The sequence below is a fragment of the Microbacterium dextranolyticum genome (assembly GCF_016907295.1).
Lineage (GTDB): Bacteria > Actinomycetota > Actinomycetes > Actinomycetales > Microbacteriaceae > Microbacterium > Microbacterium dextranolyticum.
Map to the genome: position 1 here is coordinate 2,744,042 of NZ_JAFBBR010000001.1, position 15,537 is coordinate 2,759,578.

General features: G+C 64.5%; 8 protein-coding genes and 3 rRNA genes. 3 read left to right on the forward strand and 8 right to left on the reverse strand.

Annotation, left to right across the window (positions count from 1 at the left end):
* Window positions 1–43 precede the first annotated feature (43 nt).
* From JOE64_RS12485 to JOE64_RS12510, 6 genes are all read right to left on the reverse strand, one after another.
* A complete protein-coding gene (locus tag JOE64_RS12485) occupies window positions 44–1,084 on the reverse strand; it encodes an HAD-IIA family hydrolase (RefSeq protein WP_204964558.1) in 1,041 nt (346 codons plus the stop codon).
* 3 nt (window positions 1,085–1,087) lie between these two features.
* Window positions 1,088–1,930, reverse strand: coding sequence for a hypothetical protein (locus tag JOE64_RS12490; protein ID WP_271202483.1), 843 nt, complete (start codon window positions 1,928–1,930; stop codon window positions 1,088–1,090).
* Window positions 1,931–2,619: 689 nt separating this feature from the next.
* Window positions 2,620–2,736, reverse strand: a 5S ribosomal RNA gene (rrf, locus tag JOE64_RS12495).
* A gap of 107 nt (window positions 2,737–2,843) precedes the next feature.
* A 23S ribosomal RNA gene (locus JOE64_RS12500) occupies window positions 2,844–5,947 on the reverse strand.
* A gap of 376 nt (window positions 5,948–6,323) precedes the next feature.
* Window positions 6,324–7,846 (reverse strand): 16S ribosomal RNA (locus JOE64_RS12505).
* The 16S, 23S and 5S rRNA genes sit together here, the layout of an rRNA operon.
* 476 nt (window positions 7,847–8,322) lie before the next feature.
* Window positions 8,323–8,691 carry a hypothetical protein gene (locus JOE64_RS12510; protein WP_204964559.1) on the reverse strand — a complete coding sequence of 123 codons (369 nt, stop codon included), beginning with the start codon at window positions 8,689–8,691 and terminating at the stop codon, window positions 8,323–8,325.
* A gap of 452 nt (window positions 8,692–9,143) precedes the next feature.
* Here JOE64_RS12510 and JOE64_RS12515 point away from each other — a divergent pair, with 452 nt between their 5' ends.
* Window positions 9,144–9,464, forward strand: coding sequence for a hypothetical protein (locus tag JOE64_RS12515; protein WP_204964560.1), 321 nt, complete (start codon window positions 9,144–9,146; stop codon window positions 9,462–9,464).
* 39 nt (window positions 9,465–9,503) lie between these two features.
* Here JOE64_RS12515 and JOE64_RS12520 read toward each other — a convergent pair whose 3' ends face one another.
* A complete protein-coding gene (locus JOE64_RS12520) occupies window positions 9,504–11,387 on the reverse strand; it encodes a DUF2207 family protein (protein ID WP_204964561.1) in 1,884 nt (627 codons plus the stop codon).
* Between the two features lie 122 nt (window positions 11,388–11,509).
* On the opposite strand from JOE64_RS12520, the gene JOE64_RS12525 reads away from it, so the two are divergent.
* Window positions 11,510–11,941 carry a MarR family winged helix-turn-helix transcriptional regulator gene (locus tag JOE64_RS12525; protein WP_204964562.1) on the forward strand — a complete coding sequence of 144 codons (432 nt, stop codon included), beginning with the start codon at window positions 11,510–11,512 and terminating at the stop codon, window positions 11,939–11,941.
* 19 nt (window positions 11,942–11,960) lie between these two features.
* On the opposite strand, the gene JOE64_RS12530 is transcribed toward JOE64_RS12525, so the two are convergent.
* The gene (locus tag JOE64_RS12530; RefSeq protein WP_204964563.1) at window positions 11,961–13,478 is read right to left on the reverse strand and encodes an L-serine ammonia-lyase, iron-sulfur-dependent, subunit alpha; all 1,518 of its coding nucleotides are present in this window, start codon (window positions 13,476–13,478) and stop codon (window positions 11,961–11,963) included.
* A gap of 115 nt (window positions 13,479–13,593) precedes the next feature.
* On the opposite strand from JOE64_RS12530, the gene JOE64_RS12535 reads away from it, so the two are divergent.
* Window positions 13,594–15,492, forward strand: coding sequence for an amylosucrase (locus JOE64_RS12535; RefSeq protein WP_204964564.1), 1,899 nt, complete (start codon window positions 13,594–13,596; stop codon window positions 15,490–15,492).
* The last annotated feature ends 45 nt before the right edge of the window (window positions 15,493–15,537 follow it).

Consider the following 15,537-nt stretch of genomic DNA (forward strand, 5'->3'; position numbering starts at 1 on the left):
CGCGCCGTGCCCGCGCGCCGAAGGGCGGCGTCGGCGGGCCTTCTCAGGGCCGGTGGAACGGATCGGCGTACAGCCGCTCGGGCACACGGAATCCGTAAATCGCGCGTCCGGTCGCCCAGATGGCGGCCGCTCCGGCACGGACCAGGTCGATCGGACGGTCCCCTTCGCGCACGATGTGGATGTCGGGTCCGTCGATGCGCACCGACGCGCCGCCCACGCTGGTGACGTCGCCGTCGACGATCGTCTCGGGGTAGGGCTCGTGGAGCTCGCGGAGATCGCCCACGATGAACGTCGGACGCGAGGTCGTCGGCGCGGCCAGCACGTGTTTGGGACGGTCGATGCCGGTGAGGACCAGGACCGAATCGATCCCTGCCCCCTGGGCGCCTGCGATGTCGGTGTCGAGGCGGTCGCCGATGAACAGCGGATGCCGCGCACCGAACCGCGCGACGGCTTCGTCGAAGATGGGTCGCTCCGGCTTGCCCGCCACGACCGCGAGCCGTCCGACGGCGGTGTGCACCGCCGAGACGAGCGTGCCGTTGCCCGGAGCGATCCCCCGCGCCTGCGGGATCGTCCAGTCGGTGTTGGTGGCGATCCAAGGAATGCCGCCCTCGTCCTCGGGCGTGGCGAGCGCATACGCGGCCTCGGCGAGATGCACCCAGCCGAGCTCGGGGGCGAAGCCCTGCACGACGGCCGCCGGCGCATCGTCGGCGCTGCGGGTGACGGCGTAGCCTGCCTTCTCGAGCTCGTCGACCAGGCCGTCGCCGCCGACGACGAGGATCGTCGCTCCCGGCGCGACCCGCTCGCGCAGCAGCCGCATCGCCGCCTGGGGGCTCGTGACGACGTCCTCCGGACGGGTCGACGACAGCCCGAGTTCGCGCAGGTGCGTCGCGACCGTGCTGTCACGACGTGACGCGTTGTTCGTGATGAATCCGAGCCGACGCGTCTCCCCCGCACGGTTCAGGCTCTCGACGGCGTGCGGGAGGGCGCCCGGGCCCGCATAGACGACGCCATCGAGGTCGGCCAGGACGACGTCGACGTCCTCGAGCGGGGTCACCGCAGCCGTGCGTCGGGAGAAGAGCGCCATCGGTCAGGCCTCGCTCTCGCCACCGGATGCGGGCGAGTCATCCACGCCCGTCTCGAGGAGGATCTCATCGACCTCGTCCTGGACGCTGGGCACCGCCGACGAGGTCGAGTCGTCCGAGAGGCGGGGCGCAGACGCGGGCATCGCCTCTGGGGCTGCTTCCCCGTCGGCCTCATCCTCGTCCTCGTCGTCGAGCGGGATCTCTTCGACCTCTTCGACGACGAGGGTCTCGAGATCGGCCTCGCTCATACCGAGTGCCTCTTCGGCGACGTCGGCACGGCGCTGCCACTGAACGGCCTCGTCGTGACGTCCGAGCTCTTCGAGCACGGCGGCACGGGCGGCGAACAGGCCGGGGCTCCAGCTGAAGGCGCGCTGCGGGTCCAGTTCGGGGATGTCGAGTTCCTGCAGCGCGCGTTCGTTCTCGCGAAGGTCGAGCCGAGCGCCCGACATCGCGATGGCGAGCTCGACACGCACGTCGACGGGGAGGCTCGCCCGATCCACCGCACGACCGACCTCGAGCGCGCGATCGGGGCGCCCCACGCCGCGTTCGCTGTCGACGAGCAAGGCGATCTGGTCATCCCGACCGGAGATGCGCCGGTAGGTTCGCAGTTCACGCACGGCGAGCGGGAAGTCACCGTTGGCGTAGGCGGTGATGGCGACGGTCTCCCGTACCACGGCGATCCGCCCGGCGCTGCGGGATGCCGCCAGCGCATGCTCGTGCGCCCGTGCCGGATCCTCGTCGATGAGGCGCGCGGCCATCGCCAGGTGGCGGGCCACCTGTTCGGCGTTCTCTTTACTGAGGGTCTTCAGCTCGTTCCGCGCTGCCGACGGCAGGTCCTGCGGCGTCACGTCATCGGGCAGCGCCGGCCCCGCCGGCCCACGGCGCTCGGATCCCTGAGGGGGTCGCGACGTGCGACGCTCGCCATCGCGCGGTGCGTACGCCTTTCGCTCACCGTCTCGAGGGGGATACGGCTTCCGTTCGCCGTCACGAGGCGCGTAGGGCTTCCGCTCACCGTCACGCTTCGGATACGGCTTCCGCTCGCCATCACGCGACGCATACGGCTTACGTTCACCGTCACGAGGCGCGTAGGGCTTCCGCTCACCGTCACGCTTCGGATACGGCTTCCGCTCGCCATCACGCGACGCATACGGCTTACGTTCACCGTCACGCTTCGGATACGGCTTCCGCTCGCCATCACGCGACGCATACGGCTTACGTTCACCGTCACGAGGCGCGTAGGGCTTCCGCTCACCGTCACGCTTCGGATACGGCTTCCGCTCGCCATCACGCGACGCATACGGTCTACGCTCGCCATCGCGCGGCGCGTACGGCTTACGGTCACCATCGCGCTTGGGCTGCGAGCGATCGCTGCTCCGCGATGACGGGGTGCGACGAGGAGAGCGCTCGGCATCGCCCCGTTCCGGTCGATCCTGCTCACCCATCACAACACTCCTTCGCATACCGTCAGAACGCATGCTGACAGACCCTGTTAACGAGAAATGGCCACCCATCGATGGGTGGCCATTTCACGAAAGAAGTCCGGCGGTGTCCTACTCTCCCACAGGGTCCCCCCTGCAGTACCATCGGCGCTGTGAGGCTTAGCTTCCGGGTTCGGAATGTAACCGGGCGTTTCCCTCACGCTATGGCCGCCGAAACACTATTGATGTTTCAATCATGCACACAACGATCATGTAGATCTGTTGCGTGGTTCTCGACCGTACATCGAGAACCACTCAGTGGACGCAAGCACCAAAACGGTGTGTTATCAAGTCATCGGCTTATTAGTACCGGTCAGCTTCACGCGTTACCGCGCTTCCACATCCGGCCTATCAACCCAGTAGTCTGGCTGGGAGCCTCTCGCCCGAAGGCATGGAAATCTCATCTTGAGGCCGGCTTCCCGCTTAGATGCTTTCAGCGGTTATCCATCCCGAACGTAGCTAATCAGCGGTGCTCTTGGCAGAACAACTGACACACCAGAGGTTCGTCCAACCCGGTCCTCTCGTACTAGGGTCAGATCCTCTCAAATTTCCTACGCGCGCAGCGGATAGGGACCGAACTGTCTCACGACGTTCTAAACCCAGCTCGCGTACCGCTTTAATGGGCGAACAGCCCAACCCTTGGGACCTACTCCAGCCCCAGGATGCGACGAGCCGACATCGAGGTGCCAAACCATGCCGTCGATATGGACTCTTGGGCAAGATCAGCCTGTTATCCCCGAGGTACCTTTTATCCGTTGAGCGACAGCGCTTCCACAAGCCACTGCCGGATCACTAGTCCCGACTTTCGTCCCTGCTCGACCTGTCAGTCTCACAGTCAAGCTCCCTTGTGCACTTACACTCGCCACCTGATTGCCAACCAGGTTGAGGGAACCTTTGGGCGCCTCCGTTACTTTTTGGGAGGCAACCGCCCCAGTTAAACTACCCACCAGGCACTGTCCCTGAACCGGATTACGGTTCGAAGTTAGATATCCAGAGTGACCAGAGTGGTATTTCAACAATGACTCCACAAGAACTAGCGTCCCTGCTTCACAGTCTCCCACCTATCCTACACAAGCCACACCGAACACCAATACCAAGCTGTAGTAAAGGTCACGGGGTCTTTCCGTCCTGCTGCGCGTAACGAGCATCTTTACTCGTAGTGCAATTTCGCCGAGTTCGCGGTTGAGACAGTTGGGAAGTCGTTACGCCATTCGTGCAGGTCGGAACTTACCCGACAAGGAATTTCGCTACCTTAGGATGGTTATAGTTACCACCGCCGTTTACTGGGGCTTAAATTCTCAGCTTCGCCTTGCGGCTAACCGGTCCTCTTAACCTTCCAGCACCGGGCAGGCGTCAGTCCGTATACATCGTCTTGCGACTTGGCACGGACCTGTGTTTTTAATAAACAGTCGCTACCCACTAGTCTCTGCGGCCTCCAAACGCTTTCGGAGCAAGTCCTAATACGCCGAAGGCCCCCCTTCTCCCGAAGTTACGGGGGCATTTTGCCGAGTTCCTTAACCACGATTCTCTCGATCTCCTTGGTATTCTCTACCTGACCACCTGAGTCGGTTTGGGGTACGGGCAGCTAGAACCTCGCGTCGATGCTTTTCTTGGCAGCATAGGATCACCCACTTTTTATCCGCATCGTGTCTCAGCCTGCATGAGTGACGGATTTGCCTATCACTCGGCCTACACACTTGCACCAGGACAACCATCGCCTGGCTTGGGCTACCTTCCTGCGTCACACCTGTTAATACGCTAACCGCACCAGAATGGGGTCGTGCGCTAGGCCCAGAGCTTCACCCCGAAGGGATCCATCACTGGGATTCAGACACTTAGCACTACTGGATTAGCTTGGGCGGTTCTTCGCCGGTACGGGAATATCAACCCGTTGTCCATCGACTACGCCTGTCGGCCTCGCCTTAGGTCCCGACTTACCCAGGGAAGATTAGCTTGACCCTGGAACCCTTGGTCTTTCGGAGGACGTGTTTCTCACACGTCTTTCGCTACTCATGCCTGCATTCTCACTCGTGTAGCCTCCACGGCTGGTTCACACCGCCGCTTCGCTGGCCACACGACGCTCTCCTACCCATCAACACGGCTGGACCACGAAGGCCTACCAAAAATGTCAATGCCACAACTTCGGTGGCGTGCTTGAGCCCCGTTACATTGTCGGCGCGGAATCACTTGACCAGTGAGCTATTACGCACTCTTTCAAGGGTGGCTGCTTCTAAGCCAACCTCCTGGTTGTCAAAGCAACTCCACATCCTTTCCCACTTAGCACGCGCTTTGGGACCTTAGTTGGTGGTCTGGGTTGTTTCCCTCTCGACTATGAAGCTTATCCCCCACAGTCTCACTGCTGCGCTCTCACTTACCGGCATTCGGAGTTTGGCTGACGTCAGTAACCTTGTAGGGCCCATCGGCCATCCAGTAGCTCTACCTCCGGCAAGAAACACGCAACGCTGCACCTAAATGCATTTCGGAGAGAACCAGCTATCACGAAGTTTGATTGGCCTTTCACCCCTATCCACAGCTCATCCCCTCAGTTTTCAACCTAAGTGGGTTCGGTCCTCCACGACGTCTTACCGTCGCTTCAACCTGGCCATGGATAGATCACTTCGCTTCGGGTCTAGGACACGCGACTGAATCGCCCTATTCAGACTCGCTTTCGCTACGGCTACCCCACACGGGTTAACCTCGCCACGTATCGCTAACTCGCAGGCTCATTCTTCAAAAGGCACGCTGTCACACCTACCAGGGGTGCTCCAACGGTTTGTAAGCAAACGGTTTCAGGTACTATTTCACTCCCCTCCCGGGGTACTTTTCACCTTTCCCTCACGGTACTTGTCCGCTATCGGTCATCTGGGAGTATTTAGGCTTATCAGGTGGTCCTGACAGATTCACACGGGATTTCTCGGGCCCCGTGCTACTTGGGATACTCTTCGCGCCAAGAGAAGCATTTCGACTACGGGGTTGGCACCCTCTATGACCTGGCTTTCAATCCAGTTCGTCTATACCTTCTTGTAACGCCGACATCTCGGCAGAAATGTCTGAAAAGTCCCACAACCCCGAATACGCAACTCCTGCCGGATATCACACGTACTCGGTTTAGCCTGTTCCGGTTTCGCTCGCCACTACTAACGGAATCGCGGTTGCTTTCTCTTCCTGTGGGTACTGAGATGTTTCACTTCCCCACGTTCCCTCTACCCGCCCTATATATTCAGGCGGGAGTCACTAGGTCGGCACGCCGCCCAGCGGGGTTTCCCCATTCGGACACCCTCGGATCACAGTGTGCTTATCCACTCCCCGAGGCTTATCGCAGATTGCTACGTCCTTCTTCGGCTCCAGATGCCAAGGCATCCACCGTTTGCTCTTAAAGACTTGAAATCACATGAGTTTGAATCGTCAAAAAATTGACTAATGATCTTTAAGATCATCTTCACGAGATGAAAAAATCATCTCGAAGATGCTCGCGTCCACTGTGTAGTTCTCAAAGTACGGGCGGTACCCTCCCCGCTGCCAGCCACTGCCGACACCAGAAAAGGCCCTGAGGTTGGTCACCGCTCAAAGCGGCATCCGGTCCCTCAGGACCCAACAGCGTGCATGTCCCGGATCACTCACCCCCAGCTTTCCAGACCCGAAGGCCGTACTAACTCGAAGATCACTCCCCGACACCTCGTCAAATGTTCCACCCATGAGCTCCCTGCAGAGACATTCGCTCTGATCAGGGCTCTGTCACTCCGAAGAGTGCAGTGCTCCTTAGAAAGGAGGTGATCCAGCCGCACCTTCCGGTACGGCTACCTTGTTACGACTTAGTCCTAATTACCGATCCCACCTTCGACGGCTCCCTCCACAAGGGTTGGGCCACCGGCTTCAGGTGTTACCGACTTTCATGACTTGACGGGCGGTGTGTACAAGACCCGGGAACGTATTCACCGCAGCGTTGCTGATCTGCGATTACTAGCGACTCCGACTTCATGAGGTCGAGTTGCAGACCTCAATCCGAACTGGGACCGGCTTTTTGGGATTCGCTCCACCTTACGGTATCGCAGCCCTTTGTACCGGCCATTGTAGCATGCGTGAAGCCCAAGACATAAGGGGCATGATGATTTGACGTCATCCCCACCTTCCTCCGAGTTGACCCCGGCAGTATCCCATGAGTTCCCACCATTACGTGCTGGCAACATAGAACGAGGGTTGCGCTCGTTGCGGGACTTAACCCAACATCTCACGACACGAGCTGACGACAACCATGCACCACCTGTTCACGAGTGTCCAAAGAGTTCTACATTTCTGCAGCGTTCTCGTGTATGTCAAGCCTTGGTAAGGTTCTTCGCGTTGCATCGAATTAATCCGCATGCTCCGCCGCTTGTGCGGGTCCCCGTCAATTCCTTTGAGTTTTAGCCTTGCGGCCGTACTCCCCAGGCGGGGAACTTAATGCGTTAGCTGCGTCACGGAATCCGTGGAATGGACCCCACAACTAGTTCCCAACGTTTACGGGGTGGACTACCAGGGTATCTAAGCCTGTTTGCTCCCCACCCTTTCGCTCCTCAGCGTCAGTTACGGCCCAGAGATCTGCCTTCGCCATCGGTGTTCCTCCTGATATCTGCGCATTCCACCGCTACACCAGGAATTCCAATCTCCCCTACCGCACTCTAGTCTGCCCGTACCCACTGCAGGCCCGAGGTTGAGCCTCGGGATTTCACAGCAGACGCGACAAACCGCCTACGAGCTCTTTACGCCCAATAATTCCGGATAACGCTTGCGCCCTACGTATTACCGCGGCTGCTGGCACGTAGTTAGCCGGCGCTTTTTCTGCAGGTACCGTCACTTTCGCTTCTTCCCTGCTAAAAGAGGTTTACAACCCGAAGGCCGTCGTCCCTCACGCGGCGTTGCTGCATCAGGCTTCCGCCCATTGTGCAATATTCCCCACTGCTGCCTCCCGTAGGAGTCTGGGCCGTGTCTCAGTCCCAGTGTGGCCGGTCACCCTCTCAGGCCGGCTACCCGTCGACGCCTTGGTGAGCCATTACCTCACCAACAAGCTGATAGGCCGCGAGCTCATCCCTGACCAAAAAATCTTTCCAACCGTTGAACATGCGATCACGGTTCGTATCCAGTATTAGACGCCGTTTCCAGCGCTTATCCCAGAGTCAGGGGCAGATTGCTCACGTGTTACTCACCCGTTCGCCACTGATCCACCCAGCAAGCTGGGCTTCACCGTTCGACTTGCATGTGTTAAGCACGCCGCCAGCGTTCATCCTGAGCCAGGATCAAACTCTCCATAAAGAAAAAATGCATACACCACCGGGAAAACGACGATGCAGCGAGTTTGAACTGACCAAAGAGATACTCATTGCTGACTATCCGTTGCCGACACCGAAGTGCCGGACTTTGATCCAAAGGAATCTCACCCAACCAAAAGGTCGAGTCGAGGTTATTTGGCATTTGACAAGTGCACGCTGTTGAGTTCTCAAGGATCGGATGCTCCTACCGTTCGGCCTCTCGGCCTCCCCTGCAGGGCAACTTCTCTATCTTATCTCATCTGTTCTGCTTGTCAAATCGGTGCTTTCGACTGAATGTCACACACACGATGACCTGCATTACATGAAGGAGATCGGCTGCCCAGCCTTTCGGCTCTGCGTCCGGCGCGCCGGGCAACTCGAATAGCTTATAACGACCGCGGCGGATGTCAAAACCGCGGTGCGCTTCGGCGTGTCGCGCACGTCGCGACGCCGTGACCGAGGCGACAAATCAGCGGTGTCTCAGCGGATCAGGAACCCCGCGCTGAAGGCGACGACGGCGTAGGTGACGAACGGCGCCATCACCAACACGACGACTCCCGCGATCACCAACGGTCGGGCGCGCGGCCCGCCCCAGAGCGCCAGGACGACGGCGAGCGCACCGACGATGACGACGCAGATCGTCGCGACCAGACCGGTACCCGCACGCCGCGCGGGAGAACAGTGCAGCGGCGGAGGATCGATCGCCGGGCAGACACCCGAGCCGAACGGCACCGCTGCCAACCAGATCAGGCATGCGGTGGCGCACGTCATGAGAACGCTGGCACTGATCAGCCCCCGCGCTCCGGCCGCCCTGCCCCGGCTCACTGTCGCGCCCTCGTCGAGTGCCATGCGACGACCGTACCGCGGCATCAGTGCCTCCCCCTCGGTGACGGCGACGCCAGCGAAGCGCGTGACCGCGGACAGCCGGATCCTCTCAGGGTGCCGCACGGCCGCGCTCGGCGTGCGCTCCTTCGCCATCGGACAGCAGGGATCGACGAAAGTATGAAGTCACGAAAAGGTAACGAAATCTCCTTGTGGACCGTTACCTGGCCGTTATAGAGTGCTCGCACGGTAGTTGTTTTGCTGTGGCAGCTACCGGCATGTGATTGCAGGACACTCTTGGTGCAGGGACAAGGGCCGGTCGGAAGCCTCTCCGACCGGCCCTTACTCTGTGCCCGCGCAGGAGCCCGGCCTCGACGTCCATCGGAACTCATCGACGAGATCACCGAGCCGCTGCGCGGCATCCTGGGAGAGAGGGCCGCGCCGCTCTCGGCCTGTGACCGCTGTGATGGAATGTCCCCATGCCCGACAACGCGCTCTCCCTTCAGCTCGACGGCACACCCGAACCACCGGCGGCTTTCCTGCAGGTGCTCTACCGACTCACGGGCCGATCCACGGTGGAGATGCGCCGCAGCATCCTCGCCGGCGAGCCGTTCTACACCGTGCCACTGTTCGGCCCCGAGCACATCACCGTCGTGCCGCGCCTCGAGAAGACGATCGACTACCTCACCGAACAGCGTGTCCCGTTCCGCCTCGTCGAATGGATCGACGGCGAACGCGACGAGATCTCGCTCGACACCCTGCGCGAGATCCTCGAGGTCACGAACGGCCCGCTCGCCTGACCACTCGGTGCGGGGGTCTGCGGGATCCCGACCGGCGGCTCAGACCCCGCCGCCGCCTCCGCCACCGCCGCCACCACCGGCAGAACCACCGCCTCCGGAGCCGCCCGACGTCGATGACGACGATGAGGCCGCCGATGACAGCGATCCGATACCCGACGAGAACGACGACGCGTCGAACGCACCCGTCCCGTAGTACCAGTACGGACCGGTCGCTCCGACGGCGGTGTAGAGCACGGCGAGCTGTGTCGACCACTCCTTCTCCTGGTCGAACACCACGGCGTACGGCAGCAGCTTCTCGTAGAGCGCCAGCTTCTGATGCGGGTCGTTCGCGTCGACGGGAACACGCTCGGCGCCGGAGGGCGACTGCAGCACGCGGATGCGGTCGGCTTCGGCCCAGCGGATGAATTCCTCGAGGCCCCGGAGGTGGTCCCGCGTCTCGGCGCCACGCGCGCTCAGCGGGCGCCGCATGAGCACGCCGATGACCATAGCCAACACCAGGAAGGACGCGATGATCGCGACGATCGGCAGCGCCTCTCGGGTGCCGACGGCGATGGACACCAGACCGAGCACCGTCGTCGCGACCGCGGCGAGCGCGGCGACGAGGATCGGCCACAGGCGCGTGCCGGGCCGGACCGGACGACGCAGCCCCCGGGCGGTGAGGTCCTTGTCCGCTGCCGCCAGGATCTTCTGCGCGGCGGCCGAGAAGCGCGTGTCCTGCCGGCCGAACTGGTACCGCGATCCGGGTGCGCCGCCGGGGAACAGCCCCTCGAGCAGCATGCGCCCGTCACCGTCGGCGCGGGTGGGGTCGACGAGCTCGGCGGTGAGCTTGGCCTTCCCGGTCCACGACCGTTCGCCTTCGACGATGCGGATCGAACCGACGACGGCCTGTTCGAGCACTTCGGCGGGGATCGCCTTCGATGGGCGCCGCAGCAGGACGGCGCTCTGCAGGGCATCCACGTCACGCGGCGGGTTGTACTCCGCGATGATCGTCGGTCGTCCCGGCTCATCCACGAGCCCGCGTCGGCGGGCGCGCACCGCAAGCGTGCCGGCTCCTGCGGCGCCCAGCGCGGCGACGAGTCCCTGAGCCCACCCGAACGGGGTCGCGAGATAGGACGAGTCGAACACCGCGAACGTCCCGGGCGCGAAACCGACCGCCATCGTGAGGGTCTCGTGCGGCCCCAGTGATCCTGCGCGTGCGGCGATGACGGTTCCGCCGTCGCTGTCCGTCGCGGAATCGATCGAGGCACAGGCATCCGTCGCCCCCTGCCCGCCCTGGTAGCACGACATGCGGCCGGTCACCGCGTCGGCGAGGTCGGCGGGAACGTGCAGGCGCGCGCTCACCGACCCGAATCGCTGCGCGAAGTCGACGCCGTTGACATCCCAGTAGAACTCGAGCCCGGTGTCCGGAAAGTCCCACGTCACGTTCTGCAGCGTGTAGGTGATCACGTACGTCTGCGGCCCGTGCACGTAGTGGTCGGCCCGCGAGACCACGGTGAAGTCGCCGTCGTCGTCGTCCGTCTCGGAGGGGCGGGGTACCCCGTTCTGATCGGTGAGCGAGACGAGCGTCGCGTGCAGCGGCTGACCGTTGTACCGACCGGGGATCGTCCGACGGATGCCGCGGTTCTGATCCGTCTCGGGGAACACCGCGACGATCGTCTCGACCACGCGCAGGTGACTGCGGCCGTCGGCGTCGCGGCTGAGCGTGTAGTCGGCGTCGAACGAGTCGAAGGAGAAGTCGTCGACGTCGCCCGACACAGCGTTCACCGCGGATGTCCCTGCGGCCCGCTCCCCCACGATCGCCGTGCCGATCGTGTGCGCGCGCTGCGAGACGGGCGCCGACGGCGCGGCGGCCGAACCGGTCAGCACGAGGACGGCGAGAAGGCCGGCGCCGATCAGCGCCGAGATCGACCGTATCCGGCTCATACTCCCAGACTAGGGTCCCGGCGGCGACCGGCACGCTGCGGCACCCGGTGTGGCTTGACGAGGTTCCCTGCACGCCCCGCAAGCCCCCGACCGGCACGTCGACGCGCGACTACAGTGGCCTGATGACCGATCGCCGTCTCGCCGTCGCCGCCTGGGAGAGCCTCTTCCGCGCGCAGCACGAGGTGCTGCACGACATCAGCGGCGACTTCCACGACGACGACCTCGCCCAGGCGGAGTACGACGTGCTGCTCACCGTCACCCGCGGCGAGGCGCGCTCGGCCCGGCTGCGCGATGTGACGGCCAACATGCTCATCAGCCAGCCGAGCGTCTCGCGTCTGGTCGAGCGGATGGTCGCGCGCGGCATGCTGACCAAGTGCCCCGACCCGCAGGACGGCCGGGGCTCGATCGTCACGGCGACCGACCAGGGCATCGCCGCCTTCCGGCGCGTCGCGACGGTGCACGGGCGGTCGATCGCGGAGCGCATGTCGGTGCTCTCCGACGACGAGCTCGCCCTGCTTCAGCAGCTCACCGCCAAGCTCCGCGGCACCCTCTGACCCACCCTCACCGGGGTGGTCAGCACTCGACGACGTTGACGGCGAGACCGCCTTCGCTGGTCTCCTTGTACTTCGTCGACATGTCGATGCCGGTCTGACGCATCGTCTCGACGACGGCGTCGAGCGACACGAAGTGCTCGCCGTCGCCACGGAGCGCGAGCCTCGCCGCAGTCACCGCCGTCGCCGCCGCGATCGCGTTGCGCTCGATGCACGGGATCTGGACGAGCCCACCGACCGGGTCGCACGTGAGGCCGAGGTGATGCTCCATCGCGATCTCGGCCGCGTTCTCGATCTGGCGATTGGTCCCGCCCATGACGGCGGTGAGCCCTCCGGCCGCCATCGCGCAGGCCGATCCCACCTCGGCCTGGCATCCGCCCTCGGCTCCCGAGATCGAGGCGTTCGCCGCGAACAGCGATCCCAGCGCCGTCGCCGTGAGGAGAAATCGTCGGATGCCGCGCCGCCGATTCGCCTCTGCGATCACCGCCTCCGACTCGCGTGCGTCGTCCGTCTCGAGACGCCCACCTCCCGACGCGGCGACCGCGCCGGGCTCGGGTGCATGCAGCCCCAGCAGAGCAGAGCCCACGAGCTCGCCGTACGGCGTCACCGCGGTCGCCGAGCCGAGGCCCGCGTCGGCGAGGAACCGCCACCAGTACATCGCGACGGCCGGCACGATTCCGGCGGCACCGTTCGTCGGTGCCGTCACGACGCGACCCCCCGACGCGTTCTCCTCGTTGACGGCGAGCGCGAAGGCGCCGAGCCACTCCTCCGGCAGCTCACGGGCACCGGCAGCCTCGGCCTGCTCCAGCTGTGCCCGGATGGCTCCGGCCCGGCGCCGCACCCTGAGCATTCCCGGAAGGGTGCCCTCCGCGTCGAGCCCCGCCTGTACGCAGGCGGCCATGGCATCCCAAATCGCGTCGAGTCCCTCGGCGACCTCGGTCTCGCTGCGCAGCGCCTCTTCATTGCGGCGCGCGGTCTCGGCGATCGTCAGCCCCTCCTCGTCGCATATCGCAATGAGCTCCGCTGCGCTGTCGAACGCCACGGGGAAGGCGAGCGAGGCGACGCTCGGGGCCTCACCTTCGCGTCGGATGAATCCGCCCCCGACGGAGTAGTAGGTCTCGACCGCGATCACCTCGTCGCCGCCGTCGAACGCGCGCAGCGTCAAGGCATTAGGATGCCCGGGCATCCGCGTGCGGGGAAGAAGAGCGATGTCCGAGCGACGGAACGGGACGCGCCGGCGGCCCGCGAGAAGAAGGCCGTCACCGTCGGTCCACCGCGTCCAGGCGTCGCGGACCTCGGCGGGGTCCACCGTCTCCGGATCCCGGCCCTGCAACCCCGCGACCACCGCATCGGGCGTCCCGTGCCCGATGCCGGTTGCGCCGAGCGAGCCGTACAGTTCGCAGGCCACACGTGCGAGAGCGGGGAGGTCCACGACCCGGCGCGCGAAGTCTGCCGCGGCCCGCAGCGGACCGACGGTGTGGGAGCTCGAGGGGCCCACACCGATGGAGAACAGCTCGAACGCCGAGACGTACGCACTCACCCCTGAAGCGTACGCCGCGCCCGATCGGCTGGCTCCGCACCGCGGTCGCGGAAACGGCGCATCCCCCGTGCGGACGCTTCCCGCTCTAGGCTGGCACGAGGCGGAAGGAGCCCCGATGACCGTGCTGACCACGCTCGAGACCGACCGTGCCGCCGCACTGTCGGCCGCCGACGCCGCCGGACGCGTCGACGACGCGTTTCTCACCCGATTCGAGGGAGAGTTCCCGCGTCTGCACGCGCTGTTCTCGCGTCTGTACGGGGACCGTGAGGACGGACAGGAACAGCTCGCCCGGACGATCGCCGAAGCCAGTGCCGCGTGGAACGCGCGCCCTCTCGAGCTCAGGGCCCGCGACGCGCAGCGAGCGGCCGATCCCGACTGGTTCCAGTCCGAGCGGATGCTCGGCGGCGTCTGCTACGTCGACCGGTTCGCGGGGAACCTCGCCGGCATCCACGATCAGATCCCGTACTTCCGCGAGCTGGGACTGACCTATCTGCACCTCATGCCGCTGTTCGCGAGCCCCGCTGACCACGGCGCCGATGCCGATGGCGGGTACGCCGTGTCGAGCTACCGCGAGGTCGCGCGCAGCCTCGGCACGATGGAGCAGCTGACCCGGCTGGCGGCGGACCTGCGGACGGCGGGGATCTCGCTGGTCGTCGACTTCATCTTCAACCACACCAGCAACGAGCACGAGTGGGCGCAGAAGGCGGTCGCCGGCGACCCCGACTTCGAGGACTTCTACCTGATCTTCGACGATCGCGAGATGCCTGACGCGTACGAGCGGACGACGCGGGAGATCTTCCCCGACGACCATCGCGGCTCATTCGTGCAGCTCGATGACGGCCGGTGGATCTGGTCGACCTTCTACCACTATCAGTGGGACCTCAACTACGCGAACCCGGCGGTGTTCCGCGCGATGGCCGGCGAGATGCTCTTCCTCGCGAACCGGGGCGTCGAGGTGCTGCGGATGGACGCCGTGGCCTTCATCTGGAAGCGCCTGGGCACCTCGTGCGAGTCGCTGCCCGAAGCGCATCTGCTGCTGCAGGCGTTCAATGCCGTCCTCGCGATGGCGGCCCCGGGCATGGTGTTCAAATCCGAGGCCATCGTCCACCCCGACGAGGTCGTCAGCTACATCTCCCGCGACGAGTGCGAGCTCTCGTACAACCCGCTGCAGATGGCTCTGACGTGGGAAGCCCTGGCCACCCGCGACGCGCGGTTGCTGCAGGATGCCCTGGAGCGTCGCCACGCTCTGCCCGCCGGAACCGCCTGGGTCAACTACGTGCGCAGCCACGACGACATCGGCTGGACGTTCGCCGATGAGGATGCCGCGGCGCTCGGCATCGACGGGTACGCGCACCGGCAGTTCCTGAACCGCTTCTACACCGGTCGACACGAGGGCGGGTTCGCCCGCGGCGTCGCCTTCCAGGAGAACCCCGAGACGGGCGATGCCCGGGTCACCGGCACCACCGCCTCGCTCGCGGGGGTCGAGGCGGGCGACTCCGGAGGCGAGGACCGCATCGTCTTGGCGCACGGCTTGGCGCTGTCCACAGGCGGCATCCCGCTCCTCTATCTCGGCGACGAAGTCGCGCAGCTGAACGACTACTCCTATGCCGACGACCCGGTGCGCCGTGGCGACACCCGATGGGTGCACCGCGGCAACCGTCCGCGCGACGCGTACGCGGACCGCGACGACCTCGGCACACCCGCCGGCCGCGTGTACCGACGCCTGACGAAGCTCGTCTCGGTGCGTCAGACGACGCCGGAACTCGCCGGGAACCACCTGATCGGGTTCCGCACGCCGCACGCCTCGGTCGTCGGCTACCAGCGACCCGGCGACGGTACCACCGTGCTCGCCCTCGCCAACGTGGGCGACGCCGCGGTGCAGATCGACCACGGCACCCTCGCGGGCTTCGAGCGCGTCGCGTTCGATCTGCTGAACGACATCGAGCGCGACCTCGAGCAAGGGATCGCGCTGGCGCCGCACGCGTTCGTCTGGCTGCGCGTCACCCCGCGCTGACACCGCCCCGGCGGACGGCCAGGACCGGGCGCCCTCGCCAGGCGG

What these genes read in the sequence shown, in the direction of transcription:
- JOE64_RS12485 (WP_204964558.1), bottom strand. Translation starts at nt 1,084, where the DNA reads ATGGCGCTCTTCTCCCGACGCACGGCTGCGGTGACCCCGCTCGAGGAC.
- JOE64_RS12510 (WP_204964559.1), bottom strand. Translation starts at nt 8,691, where the DNA reads ATGGCACTCGACGAGGGCGCGACAGTGAGCCGGGGCAGGGCGGCCGGA.
- JOE64_RS12515 (WP_204964560.1), top strand. Translation starts at nt 9,144, where the DNA reads ATGCCCGACAACGCGCTCTCCCTTCAGCTCGACGGCACACCCGAACCA.
- JOE64_RS12520 (WP_204964561.1), bottom strand. Translation starts at nt 11,387, where the DNA reads ATGAGCCGGATACGGTCGATCTCGGCGCTGATCGGCGCCGGCCTTCTC.
- JOE64_RS12525 (WP_204964562.1), top strand. Translation starts at nt 11,510, where the DNA reads ATGACCGATCGCCGTCTCGCCGTCGCCGCCTGGGAGAGCCTCTTCCGC.
- JOE64_RS12535 (WP_204964564.1), top strand. Translation starts at nt 13,594, where the DNA reads ATGACCGTGCTGACCACGCTCGAGACCGACCGTGCCGCCGCACTGTCG.